17 protein-coding genes are annotated in these 19,734 nt (G+C 61.2%); 2 read left to right on the top strand and 15 right to left on the bottom strand.

Going from position 1 to position 19,734, the window contains the following annotated elements:
- Positions 1 to 4: 4 nt before the first annotated feature.
- Together QOU61_RS29400 and QOU61_RS29405 are read right to left on the bottom strand one after the other, a co-directional pair.
- Positions 5 to 2,236 carry a molybdopterin-containing oxidoreductase family protein gene (locus QOU61_RS29400; protein WP_289654706.1) on the bottom strand — a complete coding sequence of 744 codons (2,232 nt, stop codon included), beginning with the start codon at positions 2,234 to 2,236 and terminating at the stop codon, positions 5 to 7.
- Between the two features lie 60 nt (positions 2,237 to 2,296).
- A complete protein-coding gene (locus QOU61_RS29405; RefSeq protein WP_289654707.1) occupies positions 2,297 to 3,715 on the bottom strand; it encodes an NAD(P)-binding domain-containing protein in 1,419 nt (472 codons plus the stop codon).
- 214 nt (positions 3,716 to 3,929) lie between these two features.
- On the opposite strand from QOU61_RS29405, the gene QOU61_RS29410 reads away from it, so the two are divergent.
- Complete coding sequence (locus QOU61_RS29410; RefSeq protein ID WP_289654708.1) at positions 3,930 to 4,988, top strand: diaminopimelate epimerase; 1,059 nt, start codon at positions 3,930 to 3,932, stop codon at positions 4,986 to 4,988.
- Here QOU61_RS29410 and QOU61_RS29415 read toward each other — a convergent pair.
- The 9 genes from QOU61_RS29415 to QOU61_RS29455 form a co-directional block, all read right to left on the bottom strand.
- Positions 4,970 to 5,677, bottom strand: a complete 708-nt coding sequence (locus QOU61_RS29415) for an ABC transporter ATP-binding protein (protein ID WP_289654709.1) — start codon at positions 5,675 to 5,677, stop codon at positions 4,970 to 4,972. The two genes, QOU61_RS29410 and QOU61_RS29415, sit on opposite strands and share 19 nt — an antisense overlap.
- Positions 5,677 to 6,417 (bottom strand): ABC transporter ATP-binding protein, encoded by a 741-nt coding sequence (locus QOU61_RS29420; RefSeq protein ID WP_289654710.1) that lies wholly within the window; start codon positions 6,415 to 6,417, stop codon positions 5,677 to 5,679. The genes QOU61_RS29415 and QOU61_RS29420 overlap by 1 nt, the downstream gene beginning before the upstream one ends.
- Positions 6,401 to 7,324, bottom strand: coding sequence for a branched-chain amino acid ABC transporter permease (locus tag QOU61_RS29425; protein WP_289654711.1), 924 nt, complete (start codon positions 7,322 to 7,324; stop codon positions 6,401 to 6,403). Before QOU61_RS29425 ends, QOU61_RS29420 begins: the two co-directional genes overlap by 17 nt.
- Before the next feature lie 2 nt (positions 7,325 to 7,326).
- Positions 7,327 to 8,199 (bottom strand): branched-chain amino acid ABC transporter permease, encoded by an 873-nt coding sequence (locus tag QOU61_RS29430; RefSeq protein WP_289654712.1) that lies wholly within the window; start codon positions 8,197 to 8,199, stop codon positions 7,327 to 7,329.
- Between the two features lie 172 nt (positions 8,200 to 8,371).
- Positions 8,372 to 8,836: a GlcG/HbpS family heme-binding protein gene (locus QOU61_RS29435; protein WP_289654713.1), complete on the bottom strand. Its 465-nt coding sequence runs from the start codon at positions 8,834 to 8,836 to the stop codon at positions 8,372 to 8,374.
- An 87-nt stretch (positions 8,837 to 8,923) separates the two neighbouring features.
- A complete protein-coding gene (locus QOU61_RS29440) occupies positions 8,924 to 10,120 on the bottom strand; it encodes an ABC transporter substrate-binding protein (RefSeq protein ID WP_289654714.1) in 1,197 nt (398 codons plus the stop codon).
- A gap of 69 nt (positions 10,121 to 10,189) precedes the next feature.
- The gene (locus tag QOU61_RS29445; RefSeq protein ID WP_289654715.1) at positions 10,190 to 11,404 is read right to left on the bottom strand and encodes a urate hydroxylase PuuD; all 1,215 of its coding nucleotides are present in this window, start codon (positions 11,402 to 11,404) and stop codon (positions 10,190 to 10,192) included.
- An 80-nt stretch (positions 11,405 to 11,484) separates the two neighbouring features.
- Positions 11,485 to 12,450 (bottom strand): PDR/VanB family oxidoreductase, encoded by a 966-nt coding sequence (locus tag QOU61_RS29450; RefSeq protein ID WP_289654716.1) that lies wholly within the window; start codon positions 12,448 to 12,450, stop codon positions 11,485 to 11,487.
- Between the two features lie 112 nt (positions 12,451 to 12,562).
- Entirely contained in the window at positions 12,563 to 13,705 is a 1,143-nt protein-coding gene (locus tag QOU61_RS29455) for a Rieske 2Fe-2S domain-containing protein (protein ID WP_289654717.1), read from the bottom strand.
- A 181-nt stretch (positions 13,706 to 13,886) separates the two neighbouring features.
- Between QOU61_RS29455 and QOU61_RS29460 the strand changes: the two genes are divergently transcribed.
- A complete protein-coding gene (locus tag QOU61_RS29460; RefSeq protein WP_289654718.1) occupies positions 13,887 to 14,576 on the top strand; it encodes a GntR family transcriptional regulator in 690 nt (229 codons plus the stop codon).
- Positions 14,577 to 14,633: 57 nt separating this feature from the next.
- On the opposite strand, the gene QOU61_RS29465 is transcribed toward QOU61_RS29460, so the two are convergent.
- From QOU61_RS29465 to QOU61_RS29480, 4 genes are all read right to left on the bottom strand, one after another.
- Complete coding sequence (locus QOU61_RS29465) at positions 14,634 to 15,386, bottom strand: TSUP family transporter (protein WP_289654719.1); 753 nt, start codon at positions 15,384 to 15,386, stop codon at positions 14,634 to 14,636.
- A gap of 16 nt (positions 15,387 to 15,402) precedes the next feature.
- Complete coding sequence (locus QOU61_RS29470) at positions 15,403 to 17,625, bottom strand: molybdopterin-containing oxidoreductase family protein (protein ID WP_354142483.1); 2,223 nt, start codon at positions 17,623 to 17,625, stop codon at positions 15,403 to 15,405.
- Positions 17,626 to 17,656: 31 nt separating this feature from the next.
- Positions 17,657 to 18,877 carry a urate hydroxylase PuuD gene (locus tag QOU61_RS29475; RefSeq protein ID WP_289661837.1) on the bottom strand — a complete coding sequence of 407 codons (1,221 nt, stop codon included), beginning with the start codon at positions 18,875 to 18,877 and terminating at the stop codon, positions 17,657 to 17,659.
- A gap of 139 nt (positions 18,878 to 19,016) precedes the next feature.
- Positions 19,017 to 19,481, bottom strand: a complete 465-nt coding sequence (locus QOU61_RS29480) for a GlcG/HbpS family heme-binding protein (RefSeq protein ID WP_289654721.1) — start codon at positions 19,479 to 19,481, stop codon at positions 19,017 to 19,019.
- Positions 19,482 to 19,734 lie beyond the last annotated feature (253 nt).

Raw genomic sequence — 19,734 nt, forward strand, 5'->3', positions numbered from 1 at the left:
GATGTCAGTGCGCGGCGCTGAGGGTCCCGTCCGCGCGATCCAACGCCGAACGTTCTCCCTCGTCCCTGTAGACGCGGCACAGCAGGCCCTTGAGAGGGCTGGAACCGAAGGCCAGATCGCAAAGATCAGGATCGTCATCCGTCAGCACGTTCGAGCATGTCTCGAATATGCCGTGCATCGGATCCGGGTCCTCTGGACGCCACCAGCCATGCGGGATGCCGACCACCCGCTCATGAATCCGATCGTGCAGATGGGCACGCATCCGCAGCTTGCCGTGCGACGTCTCGATCCAGGCAAAATCGCCGTCTCGGATCGACAAGGACGCCGCTGTGCGAGGATGGATCTCCAGGAGCGGCTCCGGCGCGAGGCGCCGCAGCGATTCGACCTGCCGGTTCTGGGAATGCATGTACATCGGCTGCTTCGAGCCGGTAATGAGCAGGAGCGGAAACTCAGAGAATTTCTCGGGATTTCTCACCGGACTTTCCGGAGGCTCGACGTGTCCCGGCAAAGGGTCATAGCCCCACTCACGCATCATCGTCGAATAGAGCTCGAACTTTCCGGTCGGGGTGCCGAACCCGGCTTTCTCGTACTTGCGGTACTCGAGCGGGAATTCGATGAACTCGCGCTGCTTGAGCTGCTCCCAGGTGACGCCGGTCGGTTTCAGCGCCGCATCCGCGATGTCGGCGACCGAGGGGAAATATTCTTCGAACCCGAGCTTCTGTCCGAGTGCAACAATGAACTCCCAGTCCGACTTGCGCTCGGCGATGGAGACGAGCCTGGTCGACACGTTGTCCATGTAGGCCGCATGCGGCCCCTTGAGATGAAGGTGCAACCGCGGCTCGTCCCGCTCCAGATTCCCGGCGGCCGGAAGCACGACGTCGGCAAGTTCCGCCGTCGGCGTCATGAAGATGTCCTGCACAACCAGCAGGTCGAGACTTTTCAATGCGTCGATCACCGCGCGCGTATTGGGATAGGTGGTCGCGATATTGCTGCCCGTCACGATCATCGCTCGCACCGGATACGGCTCACCGGAAACCATCGCACGCAACGCCGTCGGGGGATGAGCAAAGCCATGCCGGTCGAGCGCCTTGAACCTACTGCCGCCGATCCGTTTGGCGGCCTGCTGCGGACTGAGCTTGTCCTTCATGTCGGGATAGTCGAGCGGGATCGCGGGATAGAAGACGTTGCCGCCGGGCACGTCGATGTTTCCCGTGATCGCCATCAGGCAGAACAGCGCGCGCACCGACTGGAAGGTGTTGAGCCCGGCGTGGTCGGTGCCGTTGCCCAATACGATGCAAGCCGGCTTAGTCGTCGCGTAGGTACGCGCCGCGCGTGCGATGGCGCCGGCATCGCACCAGGTGATCTCCGCGACCTTGTGCAGGGGATATTCCTTCGCCCGCGCACGAAGCTCCTCGAACCCATGGCAATATTTTTCCACGAATTCGCGATCGTAGAGGCCCTCCTCGATGATCAGATTGATCCAGCCGAGCGCCATCGCCGCATCCGTGCCGGGACGGATCGCGAGCCATTGGTCGACCGGGCCGGCCGACGACGGCCAGCGCGGATCGACCAGGATGTGTCCGGGACGGCCGCGCAGCGCATCGGTCATCGGAATATGCCCGATCAGCCCGTGATCGTTGCTGGTCCGCTTCTGCGAGCCCCATTCGACGATGCATTTCGGGTTCGAATAGAAATCCGGGACGACCGCGCCATCCCATGTCTTGTTGCTGAACTTGCCGGTCGCCGAGATCTGGCAGGCGGCGACGCGAACCGCGTAGCAGAAGTAGCTGATGGCGATCACGTTGGGGGTGCCGAACAGGTTCGCGAGCCGGCTGACGATGTTGGTGTTGTTCAGGCCCATGCCGCGGGCGAACGCCACCGATTCCGCCCCGGTCTCGTGCCTGATGCGCTGCATCTCGCCAGCAACGAAATCGAGCGCCTCGTCCCAGGTGACGCGGCGCCATTGTCCGCTGCCGCGCGGGCCGACGCGCATCAGCGGGTAGTCAAGTCGATCGGGATGGTAGAGCTGATCGACCGAAGGTTGCCCCGCCTTCGAACAGAGCTTGCCTTTGTTGATCGGGTGATCCGGATCGCCCACGACTTCCGTCACGCGCCCGTCTTCCATGTGGACGATCGTTCCGCAACCGCCGTGGCACATCCGGCAGACCGCCTTGAAGCTCTGCCGCCCTTGCGTCGACGCCTTGTGATCAATTCCGATCCTGGCTGCTACCGGCATGTTGCTCCTCCATGGCGCACTCCCGGCGCGCGTGACGCGCGCCTGGCGACAGAAGCCGTCCTACTCTTCCCAAAGGTCGAACGCGTCAAAGGCCGCCTTGACCTCGTCTCGATGATCCAGAAAGATTTGCCGCGAGATGTCGTCGCAGACGCGCTTGGCGACGAACTGGATTGCCGAGAGGTTGCATCGAAATCCGCTCAGATGCGCGACCCCCGAACAGAGGTAGTAGATCCGCCCAACGAATGAGTCCTCCGGATCTTTGGGCGTGAACTGCAGCGCTTTGCCAAGATACGGGCTCAGCTCCAGCTCCGGGTGCGTCCTGCCGTCCTTCGGCGCGTACACGTCCTTCCAGATCCGGATGCGCGGCAGGATGGACTGCAGCTCGGTCTGGCCAAAGATCGAATTGTTCGAACCCGTCCCGCAGATCATGAAATCGTGCTTGAGCTCGGTGCCGCCGTAATTGCCGACGATCTTTCCGCCCTCGTAGCGGACGCTGTCGATGCCGGCCGCGCCGAACAGGCGGAAGCGGGGATCGCGGATGGCCTCGTAGTAGGTGTCGCGCGGCGGCGGCACGCCGAGATCCAGATCGGCCAGGCTGTAGCTCCATTTCATGTCGTCGGGCAGATCGATGTAGTGGCGGTGATAGCCGACCCATCGGCTACCCCAGCACACGCGATGCGCCTGCGGCAGGTTTGGCCGACGGATCAACAGATCCACGCTCTTCGCGCCGACCGCCATCGCGGCGTTGCCCCAGTCGAAGGCGCTCGCGCCGCCCCCGATGACAACGACATCCTTGCCCACAAGATGTGAAATGTCCGGCTCGGTCATAGTATGGGCGTAGACGCGCTTCGGAAGCGCGTCTTCCACGACCCTGGGAAATCGGTGCTTGCCGGCGCTCTCGATTCCCGTGCAGAGCACGACGAACTCCGCACGAAACAGCCCGTTTGATGTATGAAGTTCGAAGACGCGATCCGCGGGATTCCAGATGATATCGCGCACCGCCGTCTGGTATCGGGTGGGCAGATCAACGGTCTCCGCAAACCACTCGAGATAATCCGCCCACAGCGCACGCGGAATCTTCTGAATATTCTCGAAATAGTCCGCGCCGTAACAAGACTCACACCAGCGGATGAAGTGCAGGCTCGGGATGCCCCATTCGAGACCGCCGGTCGAATCCTTCTTGGTCCGAAGCAGATGGTTTCGCGCGTAGGTGCGCCACGGTCCCTGCCGGCCGGGAGGATTCTGATCGAAGATCATGGTGTTCTTGATGCCCTGCCGCAGCAGGCCGAACGAGGTCCCAAGGCCGGTCTGGCCGCCGCCGACGATCGCAACTTCCAGCACGTCCGCGCGACGCTTGAACGGAAACTGGCGCTTCGGGAATTCGAGGATGTGGATATCCTCCCTCGCCCGGCTGCGCAGCGCCGCCAGGCGTTGATCGGCGTCCGGCAGCGGAGTCGGCCGGTACAGACGTTCGGCCATCGAAAATTCAGGGGGGACCGGAAGATGCTCGTTCAAAATCGCCATGAGAAATGTCCCGTTATTCATCTTTCATTCTTCATTTTACAGACAGGCGCAACCGTGTCAATGGTCGGATGCGCGGATCCCCAAACGGGTCCCGCTTTTTGCTATGCCTTCGCCACTGGCGGCGCCGAAATTCTAACTCGCGGAGCCTCAATTGTCGGAACGACAGCCCATGATCCAAGGCAACGCGACGCCGTCCACCCGGCTGAGGGTGTTCAAATATCACGCTCTCGGTAACAGCTACCTCGTCGTCGATCCGCGCGACGGCAAGGTGGATGGCTGGTTCGCCGAGCCTGCCGACGGATCTTTTCGGTGTTCGGCGGCGCTGGCCACGTGGCTTTGCGACCCGTCGCGCGGGATCGGGTCGAACGGCCTGCTGGTCGGGCCAGTCGAGGTCGCCGAGCCGGATACGTTCGGCCTGTACATCGTCAACTCCGACGGAACGCAGTCGGCCTTCAGCGGCAACGGCATCCGCATCTTCGCGAAATACCTGCTCGACGCGGGCTATGTCGGCGAGGGCGCCTCGATAGGCGTGCGCACGCTGCTCGATGACCGAACCGAATCCCGAATGGTGGCCCCGGTGCATATTGGCGAGGCCGAAGACGGCCGTATCGACGTGACCCTGCCCCATGCACCGCAGTTCGGGTCCGACGCCATCGGAGCGGACCACCGGTCGATCATCCCTCTCACCGGCGACGACAAGGGTCTCTCCTTCACCGTGAAGGCGCTTGCCAGCATCGGCGAGGCGCTGACCGGCGTGCACGAAGCATGGACGGACAGCACGTTCGTCGATATCGGCAATCCGCATTGCACCACCTTTGTTCGTGATCCCGCTCACCTCCCCTCGCGGCGGCAGCTTCTTTCCTCGGATGAAGCGCTGCGCGGGATTGCGTTCCGATCCGATTCCAGCACCACGCGCGTGCCAATCTTCGCGCAGGGCGCGAACCTGCAATGGATCAGGGTTGTCAGCCGGCGCGAGATCGACCTCGTGGTTTATGAGCGTGGCGAAGGCCCCACGGAAGCCTCGGGATCGAGCGCCTCTGCGGCGGCGTGCGCCGCATGCGCGCGCGGCCTGGTCGATCGGAACATTACGGTCAACATGCCGGGCGGATCCTTGATGATCCGGATCGTGGCGGATGCTGGGAGCATCGTTTCCGTGACCTTGTCCGGATTTGCCGCCCGGATACTCGAAGCCTTCGTCGATACGGACGGTCAATGGCCGCCCAGATAGGCCTCCTGCACGCGACGATCCTCCCGCATGCCCCGCGCACTGTCCTTGAAGGCAACGCTGCCCAGCTCCAAAACGGCGGCCTCGTCGGCAATCTTGAGCGCTTTCTTGGCGTTCTGCTCAACCAGGAGAATGGTAAGACCTTTTTCCCGGCTCACTTTCGCAACCGTGGTAAAGACCTCGGTCACCGCGATCGGCATCAGCCCGACCGACGGCTCGTCCAGCAGCAGCACCTTCGGTCTTGAGAGCATTGCGCGTCCCAGCGCCAGCAACTGCCCCTCGCCACCCGAAAGCGACTTTGCCGCCTGATCGCGCCTCTTGCCCAGAATCGGAAAGGCATCGCAGATATCCTGCAGCTCCGACTGCACCCTTGATCGATCCGACCGGTTGATCGCGCCGATCAGGAGGTTCTCCCGTACGGTCAGGTCCGAAAACAGCCGCCGGCCCTCCGGCACGATCGCAATGCCGCGCCGGATCCGTTCATGCGTCGCAAGCCGCGAAATGTCCTGGCCGTCGAGGCGTACCGTCCCGGTGGTCGAGACGAGGCCGAGGATACTGCGCAGCAGCGTGGTCTTTCCCGCTCCGTTGGCGCCAAGCACCGCAAACACGGTGCCCGGTGACATGTTGAGCGTGACGGCGCGAAGTGCCTGAATCCGTCCATAGGACGCGCTGAGATTTTCGATCTTAATCATCAGTCCTCCGTTCCCAGATAGGCCGAGACCACCGCCTCGTTCAGCCTGATCGCGTCGGGGGTTCCTTCCGCGATCTTGTGACCGCGGTCGAGCACGACCAGCCTGTCGCACAGGTTCATCGTGATATGCATGTTGTGCTCGATCAGAAGCACCGTCATGCCGCCAGTCCTGAGTTCGAGCACGAGTTCGGAGAGCGATTCGGTCTCCTTGTGGCTCAGCCCCGAGAACGACTCGTCGAGCAGCAGGAGCTTCGGCTGCAACGCCAACGCGCGAGCGATCTCGAGGCGGCGCAGCAGGCCAAGCGGCAGGTTCCGCGCCACCTCGTTCTCCACCGCCAGCAGCCGCGTGCTCGCAAGTATCGCGCGCGCCTTGTCGAGGTGCTTCTGGCGCTTGCAGAGGCGCAAGGCGCCGGGAAGGCTTCTGCACGGCACCGCGCCCATGCCGGCGAGGACATTGTCGAGCACGCTGAGCTCGCCAAACGGCCGCACGATCTGGAACGTTCTGCCAATTCCGAGATGGGCGACCCGATGCGGCGGGAGCCCGCCAATGCTGCGGCCGTCGAACGTGATGCTTCCCGACGACAGTGGGATGGCCCCGCTGACGAGGTTGAAGAATGTGGTCTTTCCGGCCCCGTTCGGGCCGATGACGCCCATGATCTCGCCTTCGGCAACGTCGAATGTGACCTTGCTGACGGCCGTCAGCCCACCGAAATGCCGGGTCGCCTCATGGATACTGAGCATCGGACACTCCTGCAGGACGAACCAGGGTCGCGCTCCCCGACATCCTCTGGAACAGCGACCAAAGATAACTGCCGCGGCCGAGCAGGCCGCTGGGCTGATACAGCATCATCAGGATGAGGATCACACCGTTGACGAGGTTGCGATACTCCTGCACCGCGCGAAACAGTTCGGGCACCGCGGTCAGCACCACCGCACCGAAAATCGCGCCCCGGATGGTGCCGATCCCTCCGAACACCAGCATCACCAGGACATAGACCGAAGGCATGAATCCGAAGTCGTAAGGGCTGATGAAGCGCATGAAATGCGCATAGAACACGCCCCCCAGTCCCGCGAGGCCGCCCCCGATCGCGAATGCATAGAGCTTGAACCTTGCCGGATAGATTCCAATCACGCTGGTGGCGTGTTCGTCTTCACGGATGCTCTCGAGCGCAAGACCAAGCCAGGAATTCTTGACGTACCAGCAGATCGCACTCGCGACCGCCAATCCGCACAACGCCAGCAAAAGAAACTGTTCGTTGCCGAGTTGCTGACCGGCCAGGGCGACCCGTGGAATCTTGCTGATGCCGACCGGCCCGCCGAAATAAGGCAGATAGACCAGCAGCGACTCGAAGACAAATACGAGACCGATGGTCAGCACGGCCAGGGAATCTTCGCGGACGCGGAGCGCGGGCAGGCCCGTCAGGAGGCCCATCAGCGAAGCCGCTCCAACCGCAAGCGGCATCGCTTCCCAGAACGAAAGGCCGGACTGCGTCGTGAGGATCGCCGAAACATAGGCGCCGGTGCCCATGTAGACGCCGATGCCCAGGTTGAACTGGCCCGACAGCCCGGTAATGACGTTGAGGCCGAGCGCGACGATACTCCAGACCGTCATGAGCGTCAGCACAGTGACGAGGTAAGCGTCGATCACAATCAGGCCCTCTTTCCCATAAGCCCCTGCGGCCGGATCATGACCAACAGGACCAGCATGAACATGGCGATGCCCTCGCGGGAGAGAGGCACGTCCGAATAGGTGGTGACAAATGTTTCGGCAAAGCCAAGCACGAACGCCGCAATCACCGCCCCCATCATGTTGCCGAAACCGCCGATGACGATGAGCGCAAGCCCTTTGTAGCCGATCATGTCTCCCATGCTGGGATATACGGCGTTGTAGAGCACGCCGACCATGATCGCCCCGAAGGCGGCGACGGCGGAACTGAGGAAGAAGACGGCCTGGATGCTGCGATCGACGTCTATCCCCATCATCTTCGCAGCTTCAATGTCCTGGGCAACCGCCCTGATCCCGAAGCCGATCCGCGTCTTCTGAACCAGAAGCCAGAGACCGCCGAAAGTCATCGCGGTTCCCGCTATGATCGCGAAATCGACGCTTGGCGCCGACATGCCTAGGAACCGGATCTCGCCCGCAAGCGCCGGATAGTCGAATGCCAGCTGATATGGGCCGGCCAGGATGCGGAAAAGATCGGACAGACAGATGAAGATACCGATGCTGGCGATCAGCGCCACGATGCGCGGCTTCGGTATGATCGGGCGATAGACCACCCTTTCGATAAGGGCGCCGATCAGACCGGTCAGCAGCATGGATCCGGCAAGCGCAACAAAGAAGCTTCCGGTAAGGTGAAAGAAGTAGAGACCGAGATAGGCCCCGGCCGTGTAGACGCCGGCATGCGCGATGTGCAGGATGCGCAGCACGCCATAGATCATCGCAAGGCCGACCGCGATCATCGCGTACACCGAACCGAGTGCGAGCGCGTTCACGAATTGCTGGCCCAGGGTCGCCCAGCTCATGATGCCTTCCTCCGAAACGCGTTGATTTTTCAATCGGCCGTGGTCACGCGATTCAGAACCAACGGCTGGTTGTCAGCGGCAGCGTTTACATGCCGCCAATCCCGACACTGAAGACGTCGACAGCGTCCGGGAGCGGAGCGAAAAGGCTGCGCCTTTCGGCGCAGCCTTTTCCTCATTTCCTGTTGTGCTTCTCGACAACCTTCAGCGCGGCGAGCGCCACCTGGCTATCACCATCGTCCAATCCCGCGGCGCCAACACCGGACACGCCAATGCCACCGATCACCTTGCCGTCAAGCAGGATCGGATAGCCGCCCTCGAGCGGAATCGCCGCTTCCTGACGCAGATGCCAATAGCTCGTGGATTTTCCGGATGTGAGGTCATCGTGGAAAATTTTGGTGGGGCGCCGAAACGCGGCGGCGGCGCGCGCCTTCGGCGGCGCCAGATCCGTACTGCCGAACTGGCCATTGCTCATCCGGTGCAACAGCACGGGATGACCGCCGTCGTCACAGATCGCGATCGTTGCGTTCCACCCCATCTCGGTCGCAAACGCCTCGCCCGCGGCGGCCATCTCTTTGGCCAGCTCGAGCGTGATGCGCTCACCATAGGGATGCTGATGTGGCACTGGTTTCTTGGACATGTTCTACTCCTTTTCGGGTTTTGAGTTGTGCGGATCGGCCTTCGCCGGTCCGGCTTTCGGAAAAATGGACGCGCGCGGATCGTCGGATCACTTGTAGTATTGGTACCAGGGGCGCGGATCGATCAGCGCGGGATCCTTGACGAACTTGAGCAGCTTGATCTGCTTGCTCGCTCGGTCCCACTGACCAAGCGCGAGCGGCAGGAACGGCTCGCGCAACTCCGAGAACGAGACCTCCACACCCGACAGGTTCATGAAGGCCTTGGTTTCGCCGAGCGCCTTGCGAATGCCCTCGCGATCAACGCCGCCCCGCTTGATCGCATCGATCATCAGCCTCGTCGCGTCGTACGCCAGCCCGGCTTCGTGCTGAATGACCTGATCGCCATATTCCTTCTGGAAATCGGTCATGAACTGCTTGGTGAACGGATGCTCGGTGGGCGCAATGAACTCCAGCGTTCCGATGGTGCCGTCGCCGTTCTCGCCAATTCCGTTGAACCAATCGATCTCGTTCAGATCGCACCCGACATAGAACTGCGCCTTGGGGAACACGCCCATTTCGGTGCCCTGGCGACCGACCGCCGTCAGTTGCGGCCCGAAGCCGCTCATCAAAACGGCATCAACCTCTTGGCTCTTGATCTGCGTGAGCATGGCGCGGAACTCGCGCTCGGACGGCGCGAACGCCTTCTTGAACAAGACCTCGCCGCCGAGCTTCTTCAGGGCCTGTTCGGCTCCATTGACGATTCCGCGTCCGTATTCTTCGTCCTGCATCAGGATCGCGAAACGCTTGTAGCCGCGCTCCTGGATCGCGTGATGGCCCATCACCCAACCCTGCACGTCGGCGACGCTCGCCCAACGGAAAACATATTCGTTTCCCCTCACGACGTTGACGGCGTTGGAATACGCAACAATCATCGGCACGCGCGCGTCATTGATGACCTGTGCCGCCGCGATGCTCGTGAGGCTCAAGGAGCCATCGACGATCGCGACGACCTTGTCCTGCTCGATCATTTTCCTGGAGACGGCGACCGCCTCCGTGCGGTTACCCCGGTCGTCATAGGCGACAAGCTCGATCTTGCGGCCGCCGATTCCGCCGGCTGCGTTCGCCTGCTTGACGGCAAAGTCGGCGCCCTTTTTTGCCTCCTTCCCGAGGCCGGCAAACGCTTCGGTCAGCGGTCCGAAGAAGCCGATCCGCACGGCGTCTTCAGCGGCGGCGTAGCGCGGTCCGAGCACCGCAGCAGCGGCCGACATCGCCGTAACGGAAAGAAACTCTCGCTTGGTCAGGTCCACGAAATCCTCCCACTTGTTCACTTTTTATTATTCATGTTTAATTTTACAGTGCCGCAAATGACGGCTTTGTCAATTGCTTTCTTGGCGGCCGGCCGCACGGCCGTCGAGCCAGGCGCGCAAGACCTGCCGCTCCTCCGTCGTCATCTCCGTCACGTTCCCTGGGGGCATCGCATTCGACCGCACGGCGACCATGTCAATCAGCGCAGCGTAACGCCGCACCATCTCCGGATCATCCAGGATGATGTTCTTTCCTGGCGCTGCGAGACCCGGCCATACCGGTTCTCTGGCGTGGCACATGCTGCACCGGGTCGAAACGATTTCCTGTGCGCGGCCGAAAGTCGCGGCGGAGCCGGCCGGCGCTTCCTCGGCGCGCGCACCGAGCGAGGAAAGATAGAGGATCGCAAGCATTCCGGCTGCGGTGACCATCCATGTCCACCACGGGCTCCCCTTTCCGGCATTCCGGGAATTGAAGAAATGGCGGATGATGGGACCGAGCGCCAGCACGATCGCCACGATCAGCCAGTTGTAGCGCGTGGCATAGAGCAGCGGGTAGTGATTGCTGATCATCAGGAGAATAACCGGCAAGGTGAGATAGTTGTTGTGGATCGAGCGCTGCCGCGCCTTCCTGACCAGCTCTCCGTCAGCGGGCGTGCCCTTGAGCATGGCTGCGACATTTTTCCGCTGGTTCGGGTGAATGACCGTGAACGCGTTGGCGACCATGAAGGTGCCGACGACGGCTCCGACCTGGTTGACGGCGGCGCGCCCGCTCAGCACCTGGGAGAAGGCATAGGCCAAGACCACCAGGAACACGTAGACGATCACCGCCAGGGCCACTTCGTGCCGGCCAAGCGGGGACCGGCACAACCCGTCATAGATGAACCACAGCACAACCAGGCTGATCAGGCTGAAGATGGCAGCCTGTGCCGGAGAAAGATCCATCACCGACTTGTCGATCAGGAACAGGTCGGCCTGCATGTAGTACACGACGATCAGCAGCGCGAAGCCCGATAGCCAGGTCACGCGCGATTCCCAGATGTACCAGGTGAAGACGCTCGGCATGCGCGGCGGCGCCACCGTGTATTTCACCATGTTCCAGAAATTGCCGCCGTGAACCTGCCAGGCTTCGCCCTGGACGCCCTCGGGCAGATGCGCTCCAGGCACCAGCTTCATGTCGGTCTGCATGAAATAGAAGGAACTGCCGATCCAGGCCATTGCCGCCGTCACATGCACCCAGCGTGCGATCAGGCTCAACCATTCGGTGATCACCGGGCTCAGTTCGATCATTTTGCCTCCCAGTCGCACTGCGCCAGTGGACGCGTCATGTGGCCGCTTCGGATCGTTCCGAAGTCGCTCGCTGTCTCGCCTCAGAGATCGAGGATCAGCCGGTTGGTCTTGCTGCCGGAGCAGCAGATCATGATCTTGGTGTTCTTCGCCCGCTCCTCAGCGGTGAGCACGGAGTCACGATGGTCGGGCAATCCGTCGAGAACCGTCGTCATGCACGCGCCGCACACGCCCTCCTCGCACGAGTAAGGCGCATCAATTCCGGCCCGGACCAACGCGGCCAGTATTGTCTCGCCAGGCGAGACGACGACTTCCTTGCCGGATCGCGCAAGACCGATCGTGAAGCCGCCTGCCGTGGCGGCCTCGGCTTGCGCGGTAAAATATTCGACGTGAACGCGGTCGGACGGCCAGGAGGCTGCGGCACCTTCGAACGCCTTGAGCATGGGCGCTGGCCCACAACAGAACGCGTGCGTACCCGCTGGCATCCGACCAAGCAGCGCTTCGATATCGAGTACCGAGCCCGCGTTCTCGTCGTCGAAATGGAATGTGACCCCGTCCTCGCCGTCGAGCTCGGCCAGAAACACCGCGTCGGCGCGCGACCGGCAGGCGTAGACGAGCGTGACGGAACGGCCAAGCAAGTTCAGACGCTGCCACATGCACCAGATCGGTGTGATGCCGATTCCGCCGCCTATCAGCAGCACGTGGGGCGCGTCCTCGACGAGCGGAAAATTATTGCGTGGCGGCGATATCCTGAACATATCGCCGACGCGGGCCTTGTCGTGCAGAAAGCTCGATCCGCCCCTGCTCTGCGGATCCTTCTTTACGCCGAGCAGATAGGCGGTTGGCGCGTCATCCGGCTGAATCAGCGAGTATTGCCGGACCAGCCCTCCGGGCAGATGGAGGTCGACGTGGGAACCCGCGACCGCCGGCGGCAGCCGGCCGCCCGCCATTCTGCTGAACTCGTAGAGATTGGTATCGCGCGCACCGAAACGGATGCTTGTGAGCCTGACGTCGATGGTGTCTTCGGTTTCGGTCACGCGGTCGGCCATCGCTGACAGCGACAATTCGACGTCACTGGTTCGGGGAACGAGCAGCACAATTCCTCCTTAGCCCGGAAGAAATCCGGCCAACGAAACACCATGCGAGAATCTGCGAGATCTCTCAGATCGTGCCGTAATGGATACCCAGGGAGCCGAGCCAGCGGCGATAAGCCTGGCCGAGGCGGTCGGTGCGATGATGAAGCTCCATCCGCAGATCGATCGGAATGCGCTCCGGCCGCTGCGTCTCCACAATGATCCTGTCCTGCTCGAACACGATATCCTGCCTGCGCAGGATATCCTCCTCGGTCAGCTCCGGCGCAAAATTGATGGCGACGCCGAGACGAATGATGCAGCTCACCTCGTCGACCGGCTGGGCCGTCATGAACGTGCAGAAGCGGTCGGTCGGCTTGCTCTTGTGCTTGGAGTTCGGGTCAGCGACCTCAACGCGCTTGGAGAAGTAGGCCGTCAGCGGCCTGAAGCAGCGATAGGTATAGCCTGCCTTGACCGGGACCTGCCGGTGATCGCCATAAGGCTGGAACACCACGATCTCGCTCGTGCGAAGACCTAAACCCGGATCCTCATAAACCTCGTAGGTTTCGATGCGGTCTGGACTATCCTGCACGCCGTTGAGGCCGGCGTGCACAAAGGGAAAATGCGTTGCATCGATGAAATTCTCGACGGAACGGAATCCATTTGCCTGGTAGAAATACGGACCCGCATGGAATTTGCGAAATTCCGCATCATTCCATTCAGGAAAGAACGGAACGTCGTGCTGTGGGTCGCCCAGCGACGCCCAGACAAAGCCGCAACTTTCAACCGCCTTGTGGGGAAACGCGCGCGCCTTCGCAGGCGGCGTCTCTCCAGGCGCGGACGGTATCAGCACGCATTTCGCCGTCCCGTCATAGCGCCAGCCGTGATAGGGGCAAACGACCGTGTCCTTTTCTATCCATCCTTTCGACAATCGCGCGCCGCGGTGGATGCACAGGTCCTCCCATAGGTGGACCTGTCCGGCCGCATCGCGCCACAGCACGAGATCCCGTCCCAGCAGGCGCACCGGAACGAGCTTTCCCGGGACGACATCCTTTGAAAAACCCACGACGTGCCAATCGTTGATCAGAGCCTCGTCTTTGCACGAAAACTGGTCTGCCAACGGAGTAGACTGCACTGCCGCCACGGATGTCTGCACGGTCATCAGGGTCGCCTCCATCGAAGTTTCGACTTTCAGTGTTAAATGCATCATGTTACATTTCACGAACAGTTGCAACTCTTTCACTCCGGGGATCGCAAAAAATTATCTTGCCGCTTCCCAAGCAACTGAAATCACAGGGAATTGGTGGCCCTTCCTTAATTCTTCATTTTATCTTCCGCGGACTTGGCGTAAGAGTGTCGTTGAAAATCCGGTTCTCGAAGGGAATTGCATGCCTCAGAAGCTTACTCGGTCGAACTTGAGCGAGGACGCCTATACCTTTCTGCGGGATCTTTTCGTCAACGGCACGCGATACAACCCGGGCGATAAGATCAGCGTGGAGGAACTGAGTCGGGAACTAGGCGTAAGCCGCACCCCTCTATGGAGCGCGATCAACCGGCTCGAGGCTGAAGGCATCGTCGAGATCGCGCCGCGTCTCGGCGTCTATCTGATTGAATACGATCCCGAGCGCGTGCTGGACATCTACGTCGCGCGCGAGGCACTCGAAGGCATGGCGGCCCGCCTCGCGGCAGAAAACGCCACCGACCGACAGCTGGCCCTATTAAAGACGAACCTGACCCAGCAAAAGCAGCATCTCAAGCGGCGCGAGCTCGACGACTATCACGCAGCAGCAGTGAATTTTCACGAACAGCTGGCCCGGGCGGCACACAGCGTCACGTTGGAGCGGCTGCTAGCGACCATTTTTGCGCAGATACGCGCGATGCGCACGCAGCGAAAGAATTCACCGCCGATGCATCTGCCGCATTCGTGCGACGACCACGAAAAGCTCCTGTCGGCAATCGAGAAGCGTGATTCCGACCGCGCGGAGCTAATTGCCCGAGCCCACATACGTGACCTTACATCGCAAGTTCGAGGCCAGATCGTCCCGCCACAAACAGCATCACGAAGGCGAAATGCCTCTGAGCCGCAATCAAATTCGTCCGGCTAAACAAGCTCAGCATGGCTGACTGAGGCGTTCAAATGCCTCGCCTTCAAGGAAATTTGGTTAGGCTATGTACTGCTGGACCAGGAGCCTGAGTGCCAGAACAATCGAGATGGTGACCAACACGCGGCGGATCAGGGGAGCTCCCCATCGTAGCGCAAGGCCAGCGCCGATCTGCGCGCCGATGATTCCGCCCAATGCCATGGCGAGGGCGGCCGGCCACGCAATCAGGCCACCCGGCAGAAAGATGAGCGCGGCGACAACACTGCCTGCGGTGTTAAGGATCTTGGTGTCGGCGGTCGCACTGCGAAGGTCGCGGCCAAGCAAGAGAACGAAAGCGGCAGCGTACATCGAACCGGTGCCGGGCCCGAAGAACCCGTCGTAGAAGCCGATCGGGAGAACCGCGAGTGCCGCAAAGGCGGCGCTGCCGAGCACGGGCGGCCGCTTCGTGCTCACGTGATTGCGTGAAAGAAGAAAAAAGCACGCCACGCCGATGAGCAGAAACGGCGCGACCCGCGACAACAGAGACGGATCAGCTATCCGCAGACAATAAGCACCGGCGCTGGCGCCAGCGACGCTTGCGACGAGTCGACCTGCAAGGCCTGTGGTGTCAGCTTCGCCCGACCTGAAATACCGATAGGCCGAGGAAGCCACGCTCGCCAGGGCCTGTATCTTGTTGGTCGCGAGCGCCTGGGCCGGAGGCATTCCCGTCAGAAGCAGCGCCGGCAGCGTGATCAGTCCACCGCCCCCGGCGATGGCATCGACGATGCCGGCACAGAGCGCGACGACGAATAGCACCAGCAGCTCGAGATACATGCAATCCCGCTCGGTGTCAGTGCGCGGCGCTGAGGGTCCCGTCCGCGCGATCCAACGCCGAACGTTCTCCCTCGTCCCTGTAGACGCGGCACAGCAGGCCCTTGAGAGGGCTGGAACCGAAGGCCAGATCGCAAAGATCAGGATCGTCATCCGTCAGCACGTTCGAGCATGTCTCGAATATGCCGTGCATCGGATCCGGGTCCTCTGGACGCCACCAGCCATGCGGGATGCCGACCACCCGCTCATGAATCCGATCGTGCAGATGGGCACGCATCCGCAGCTTGCCGTGCGACGTCTCGATCCAGGCAAAATCGCCGTCTCGGATCGACAAGGACGCCGCTGTGCGAGGATGGATCTCCAGGAGCGGCTCCGGCGCGAGGCGCCGCAGCGATTCGACCTGCCGGTTCTGGGAATGCATGTACATCGGCTGCTTCGAGCCGGTAATGAGCAGGAGCGGAAACTCAGAGAATTTCTCGGGATTTCTCACCGGACTTTCCGGAGGCTCGACGTGTCCCGGCAAAGGGTCATAGCCCCACTCACGCATCATCGTCGAATAGAGCTCGAACTTTCCGGTCGGGGTGCCGAACCCGGCTTTCTCGTACTTGCGGTACTCGAGCGGGAATTCGATGAACTCGCGCTGCTTGAGCTGCTCCCAGGTGACGCCGGTCGGTTTCAGCGCCGCATCCGCGATGTCGGCGACCGAGGGGAAATATTCTTCGAACCCGAGCTTCTGTCCGAGTGCAACAATGAACTCCCAGTCCGACTTGCGCTCGGCGATGGAGACGAGCCTGGTCGACACGTTGTCCATGTAGGCCGCATGCGGCCCCTTGAGATGAAGGTGCAACCGCGGCTCGTCCCGCTCCAGATTCCCGGCGGCCGGAAGCACGACGTCGGCAAGTTCCGCCGTCGGCGTCATGAAGATGTCCTGCACAACCAGCAGGTCGAGACTTTTCAATGCGTCGATCACCGCGCGCGTATTGGGATAGGTGGTCGCGATATTGCTGCCCGTCACGATCATCGCTCGCACCGGATACGGCTCACCGGAAACCATCGCACGCAACGCCGTCGGGGGATGAGCAAAGCCATGCCGGTCGAGCGCCTTGAACCTACTGCCGCCGATCCGTTTGGCGGCCTGCTGCGGACTGAGCTTGTCCTTCATGTCGGGATAGTCGAGCGGGATCGCGGGATAGAAGACGTTGCCGCCGGGCACGTCGATGTTACCCGTGATCGCCATCAGGCAGAACAGCGCACGCACCGACTGGAAGGTGTTGAGGCCGGCGTGATCGGTGCCGTTGCCCAATACGATGCAAGCCGGCTTCGTCGTTGCGTAAGTACGCGCCGCGCGGCCAATCGCGTCGGCATCGCACCAGGTGATCTCCGCGACCTTGTGCAGGGGATATTCCTTCGCCCGCGCACGAAGCTCCTCGAACCCATGGCAATACTTTTCCACGAATTCGCGATCGTAGAGGCCCTCCTCGATGATCAGATTGATCCAGCCGAGCGCCATCGCCGCATCCGTGCCGGGACGGATCGCGAGCCATTGGTCGACCGGGCCTGCTGACGAAGGCCAACGCGGGTCGACGAGGATGTGCGCGGGACGACCGCGCAGCGCATCCGTCATCGGAATATGACCGATCAGCCCGTGATCGTTGCTGGTTCGCTTCTGCGAACCCCATTCGACGATGCATTTCGGGTTCGAATAGAAATCCGGGACGACCGCGCCATCCCATGTCTTGTTGCTGAACTTGCCGGTCGCCGAGATCTGGCAGGCGGCGACGCGAACCGCGTAGCAGAAGTAGCTGATGGCGATCACGTTGGGGGTGCCAAACAGGTTGGCTAGCCGGCTAACGATATTGGTGTTGTTCAGGCCCATGCCGCGGGCGAACGCCACCGATTCCGCCCCCGTCTCCCGTCTGATGCGCTGCATCTCGCCAGCAACGAAATCGAGCGCCTCATCCCAGGTGGCACGGCGCCACTTTCCGCTGCCGCGCGGACCGACGCGCATCAGCGGGTAGTCGAGCCGATCAGGATGGTAGAGCTGATCGATCGATGGCTGCCCCGCCTTCGAACAGAGCTTGCCTTTGTTGATCGGGTGATCCGGATCGCCCACGACTTCCGTCACGCGCCCGTCTTGCATATGGACGATCGTGCCGCAACCGCCGTGGCACATCCGGCACACCGCCTTGAAAGCCCGGTCAGATGTTCGATCTGTTTCGCGATTTTGGATAACTACTGCCATTTGGCCTCTCAAAGCCAGTCGCCGGCACGAGCTAGTGCGATCCCACGACCCAATCCGCCAATATTTGTCGTTCCTGGGCTGTCATGTCCGTAATATTTCCCGGTGGCATTGCCCTCGACAGCACGGCCACAATAGCGATCTGCCTCTTTCTGGCGGAAATCTCGGGCGGACTGTCCAGCAGCACGCCCATGGCCGGAAAATTCATCGTACCCCACGACGGCTGGGGCGCGTGACACATGCTACAGCGAGAGATCACGATCTCTGTGGCTAGGGAGGCCAATTTATCCCGTGTAACGAGTGATCCGGAAGTTGTAGTGAGCGCTGCAACGCCATCCGCCTTTGCCCCCAGGGAAGACAGAAAGGCAATTGCCACCATGCCAGTTGCCACCACCAGCCAGATCCACCACGGACTAGCTCGGCCGGAATCCCGCGAGTTGAAGAAGTGCCTTATCACCGGACCAAGAGCGAGAATGATGGCAGCGATAAGCCAGTTGTATCGCGTAGCGTACAGCAAGGGATAGTGATTGCTGATCATCAACAATATGACTGGAAGCGTCAGATAGTTGTTGTGAATTGAGCGCTGTCTCGCTTTTGCCACGGACACCGCATCAGGCAGCTTTCCCGACAGAAGCGAAGCAACGCTCCTGCGTTGGCTTGGGTGAATTACAAAGAACGCGTTAGCCACCATGAGAGTGCCAACGACTGCGCCGATCTGATTGATTGCTGCCCGACCGCTAAGAACACGGGTAAAGGCATACGAAAGGACGACCAACAGAATGTAGACCACGACTGCGAGCGCAACATCGTGTTCGCCAAGCGGCGATCGACAAAGTCGATCGTAGATGATCCAGATCACAATGAGGCTGATCAGGCTAAACAAACCAGCCGCCAGCGGCGACAGATCCATCACCGATTTGTCGATGAGAAACAGATCGGCTTGCAGATAATAGACCAGGACGAGGAGCGCGAAGCCGGAAAGCCAGGTAATACGAGACTCCCAAATGTACCACGTAAACGTCCTGGGCATGCTCTCGGGTGCGACCTTGTATCTGACCATATGCCAGAAATTGCCGCCATGAACTTGCCACGCCTCGCCCAATGCACCCTTCGGCAGACCATCAGCCGATCTAAGTTTCATATCGGTTTGCGTGAAATAGAAAGAACTGCCTACCCAAACCATGGCAGCGGTCACGTGCAGCCACCGCACAGCCATGCTTAGCCATTCCGTGATCACCGGGCTTATCTCATTCATGATGAATTTCTCTCGCACGAGAGGCGTCCTCAGATCGCCGCGCGCCGCTATCAATAGTTGACGGTGGGGACAGCGCGTCCCTTCTCGGAAAACGAATCTGGCGGACGCGCTATCGCCGATTGCGTGGTATCCGGGAAAGCTAGCCTGTGGACCTCCCCTCCACGACTTTCAGTGCGGCCAAGGCGACCTGGCTGTCGCCGTCGTCCAGGCCGGCTGCGCCAACGCCGGACACACCAATAGCGCCGATCAGCTTGCCATTGAGCAGGATCGGATAGCCTCCCTCGAGTGGAATTGCCGCCTCCTGACGGAGATGCCAAAAGCTCGTGAACTTCCCGGCGGTGAGGTCGTCGTGAAAAATCTTCGTTGGCCGCCGAAACGCTGCGGCGGCGCGCGCTTTCGGGGGAGCTAGGTCGATACTACCAAACTGTCCGTTGCTCATGCGATGCAACAAGACTAGATGGCCGCCGTCGTCACATATTGCAATTGTGGCGTTCCATCCCTTCTCCGCCGCAAATTCTTCGCCCGCCCTGGCGATCTCCTTCGCCAACTCCAGGGAAATTCGTTCGCCGTAGGGATGCTGGTGCGGGACTGGCTTCTTCGTCATCGACTCCTCACTTTGTTAGCCGTGCAAAACGCTGACGCATCTTGGAATATCTAGCCCTGTTTGTACAGCTTACTGAATACATTATTCACATGACCACGGCGCAAAGGGTCATCCATGACAAAAAACGCGCAGAACGCTGGAGCGAGGACCGGTGCGGCTTCCGGACCCGACAGACGCTTCCCCAAACCGGAGTGTCGATGCCAGACCTACGGCCGGCGACGTACGATCCAGGCGATCACGGAAGCGGAGCGAT

Source organism: Bradyrhizobium sp. NP1 (genome assembly GCF_030378205.1).
Lineage (GTDB): Bacteria > Pseudomonadota > Alphaproteobacteria > Rhizobiales > Xanthobacteraceae > Bradyrhizobium.

Coding starts and splice junctions, on each gene's coding strand:
- QOU61_RS29400 (WP_289654706.1), bottom strand. CDS start 2,236: ATGCCGGTAGCAGCCAGGATCGGAATTGATCACAAGGCGTCGACGCAA.
- QOU61_RS29405 (WP_289654707.1), bottom strand. CDS start 3,715: ATGGCCGAACGTCTGTACCGGCCGACTCCGCTGCCGGACGCCGATCAA.
- QOU61_RS29410 (WP_289654708.1), top strand. CDS start 3,930: ATGATCCAAGGCAACGCGACGCCGTCCACCCGGCTGAGGGTGTTCAAA.
- QOU61_RS29415 (WP_289654709.1), bottom strand. CDS start 5,677: ATGATTAAGATCGAAAATCTCAGCGCGTCCTATGGACGGATTCAGGCA.
- QOU61_RS29420 (WP_289654710.1), bottom strand. CDS start 6,417: ATGCTCAGTATCCATGAGGCGACCCGGCATTTCGGTGGGCTGACGGCC.
- QOU61_RS29430 (WP_289654712.1), bottom strand. CDS start 8,199: ATGAGCTGGGCGACCCTGGGCCAGCAATTCGTGAACGCGCTCGCACTC.
- QOU61_RS29435 (WP_289654713.1), bottom strand. CDS start 8,836: ATGTCCAAGAAACCAGTGCCACATCAGCATCCCTATGGTGAGCGCATC.
- QOU61_RS29445 (WP_289654715.1), bottom strand. CDS start 11,404: ATGATCGAACTGAGCCCGGTGATCACCGAATGGTTGAGCCTGATCGCA.
- QOU61_RS29450 (WP_289654716.1), bottom strand. CDS start 12,450: ATGGCCGACCGCGTGACCGAAACCGAAGACACCATCGACGTCAGGCTC.
- QOU61_RS29465 (WP_289654719.1), bottom strand. CDS start 15,386: ATGTATCTCGAGCTGCTGGTGCTATTCGTCGTCGCGCTCTGTGCCGGC.
- QOU61_RS29470 (WP_354142483.1), bottom strand. CDS start 17,625: ATGGCAGTAGTTATCCAAAATCGCGAAACAGATCGAACATCTGACCGG.
- QOU61_RS29475 (WP_289661837.1), bottom strand. CDS start 18,877: ATGAATGAGATAAGCCCGGTGATCACGGAATGGCTAAGCATGGCTGTG.
- QOU61_RS29480 (WP_289654721.1), bottom strand. CDS start 19,481: ATGACGAAGAAGCCAGTCCCGCACCAGCATCCCTACGGCGAACGAATT.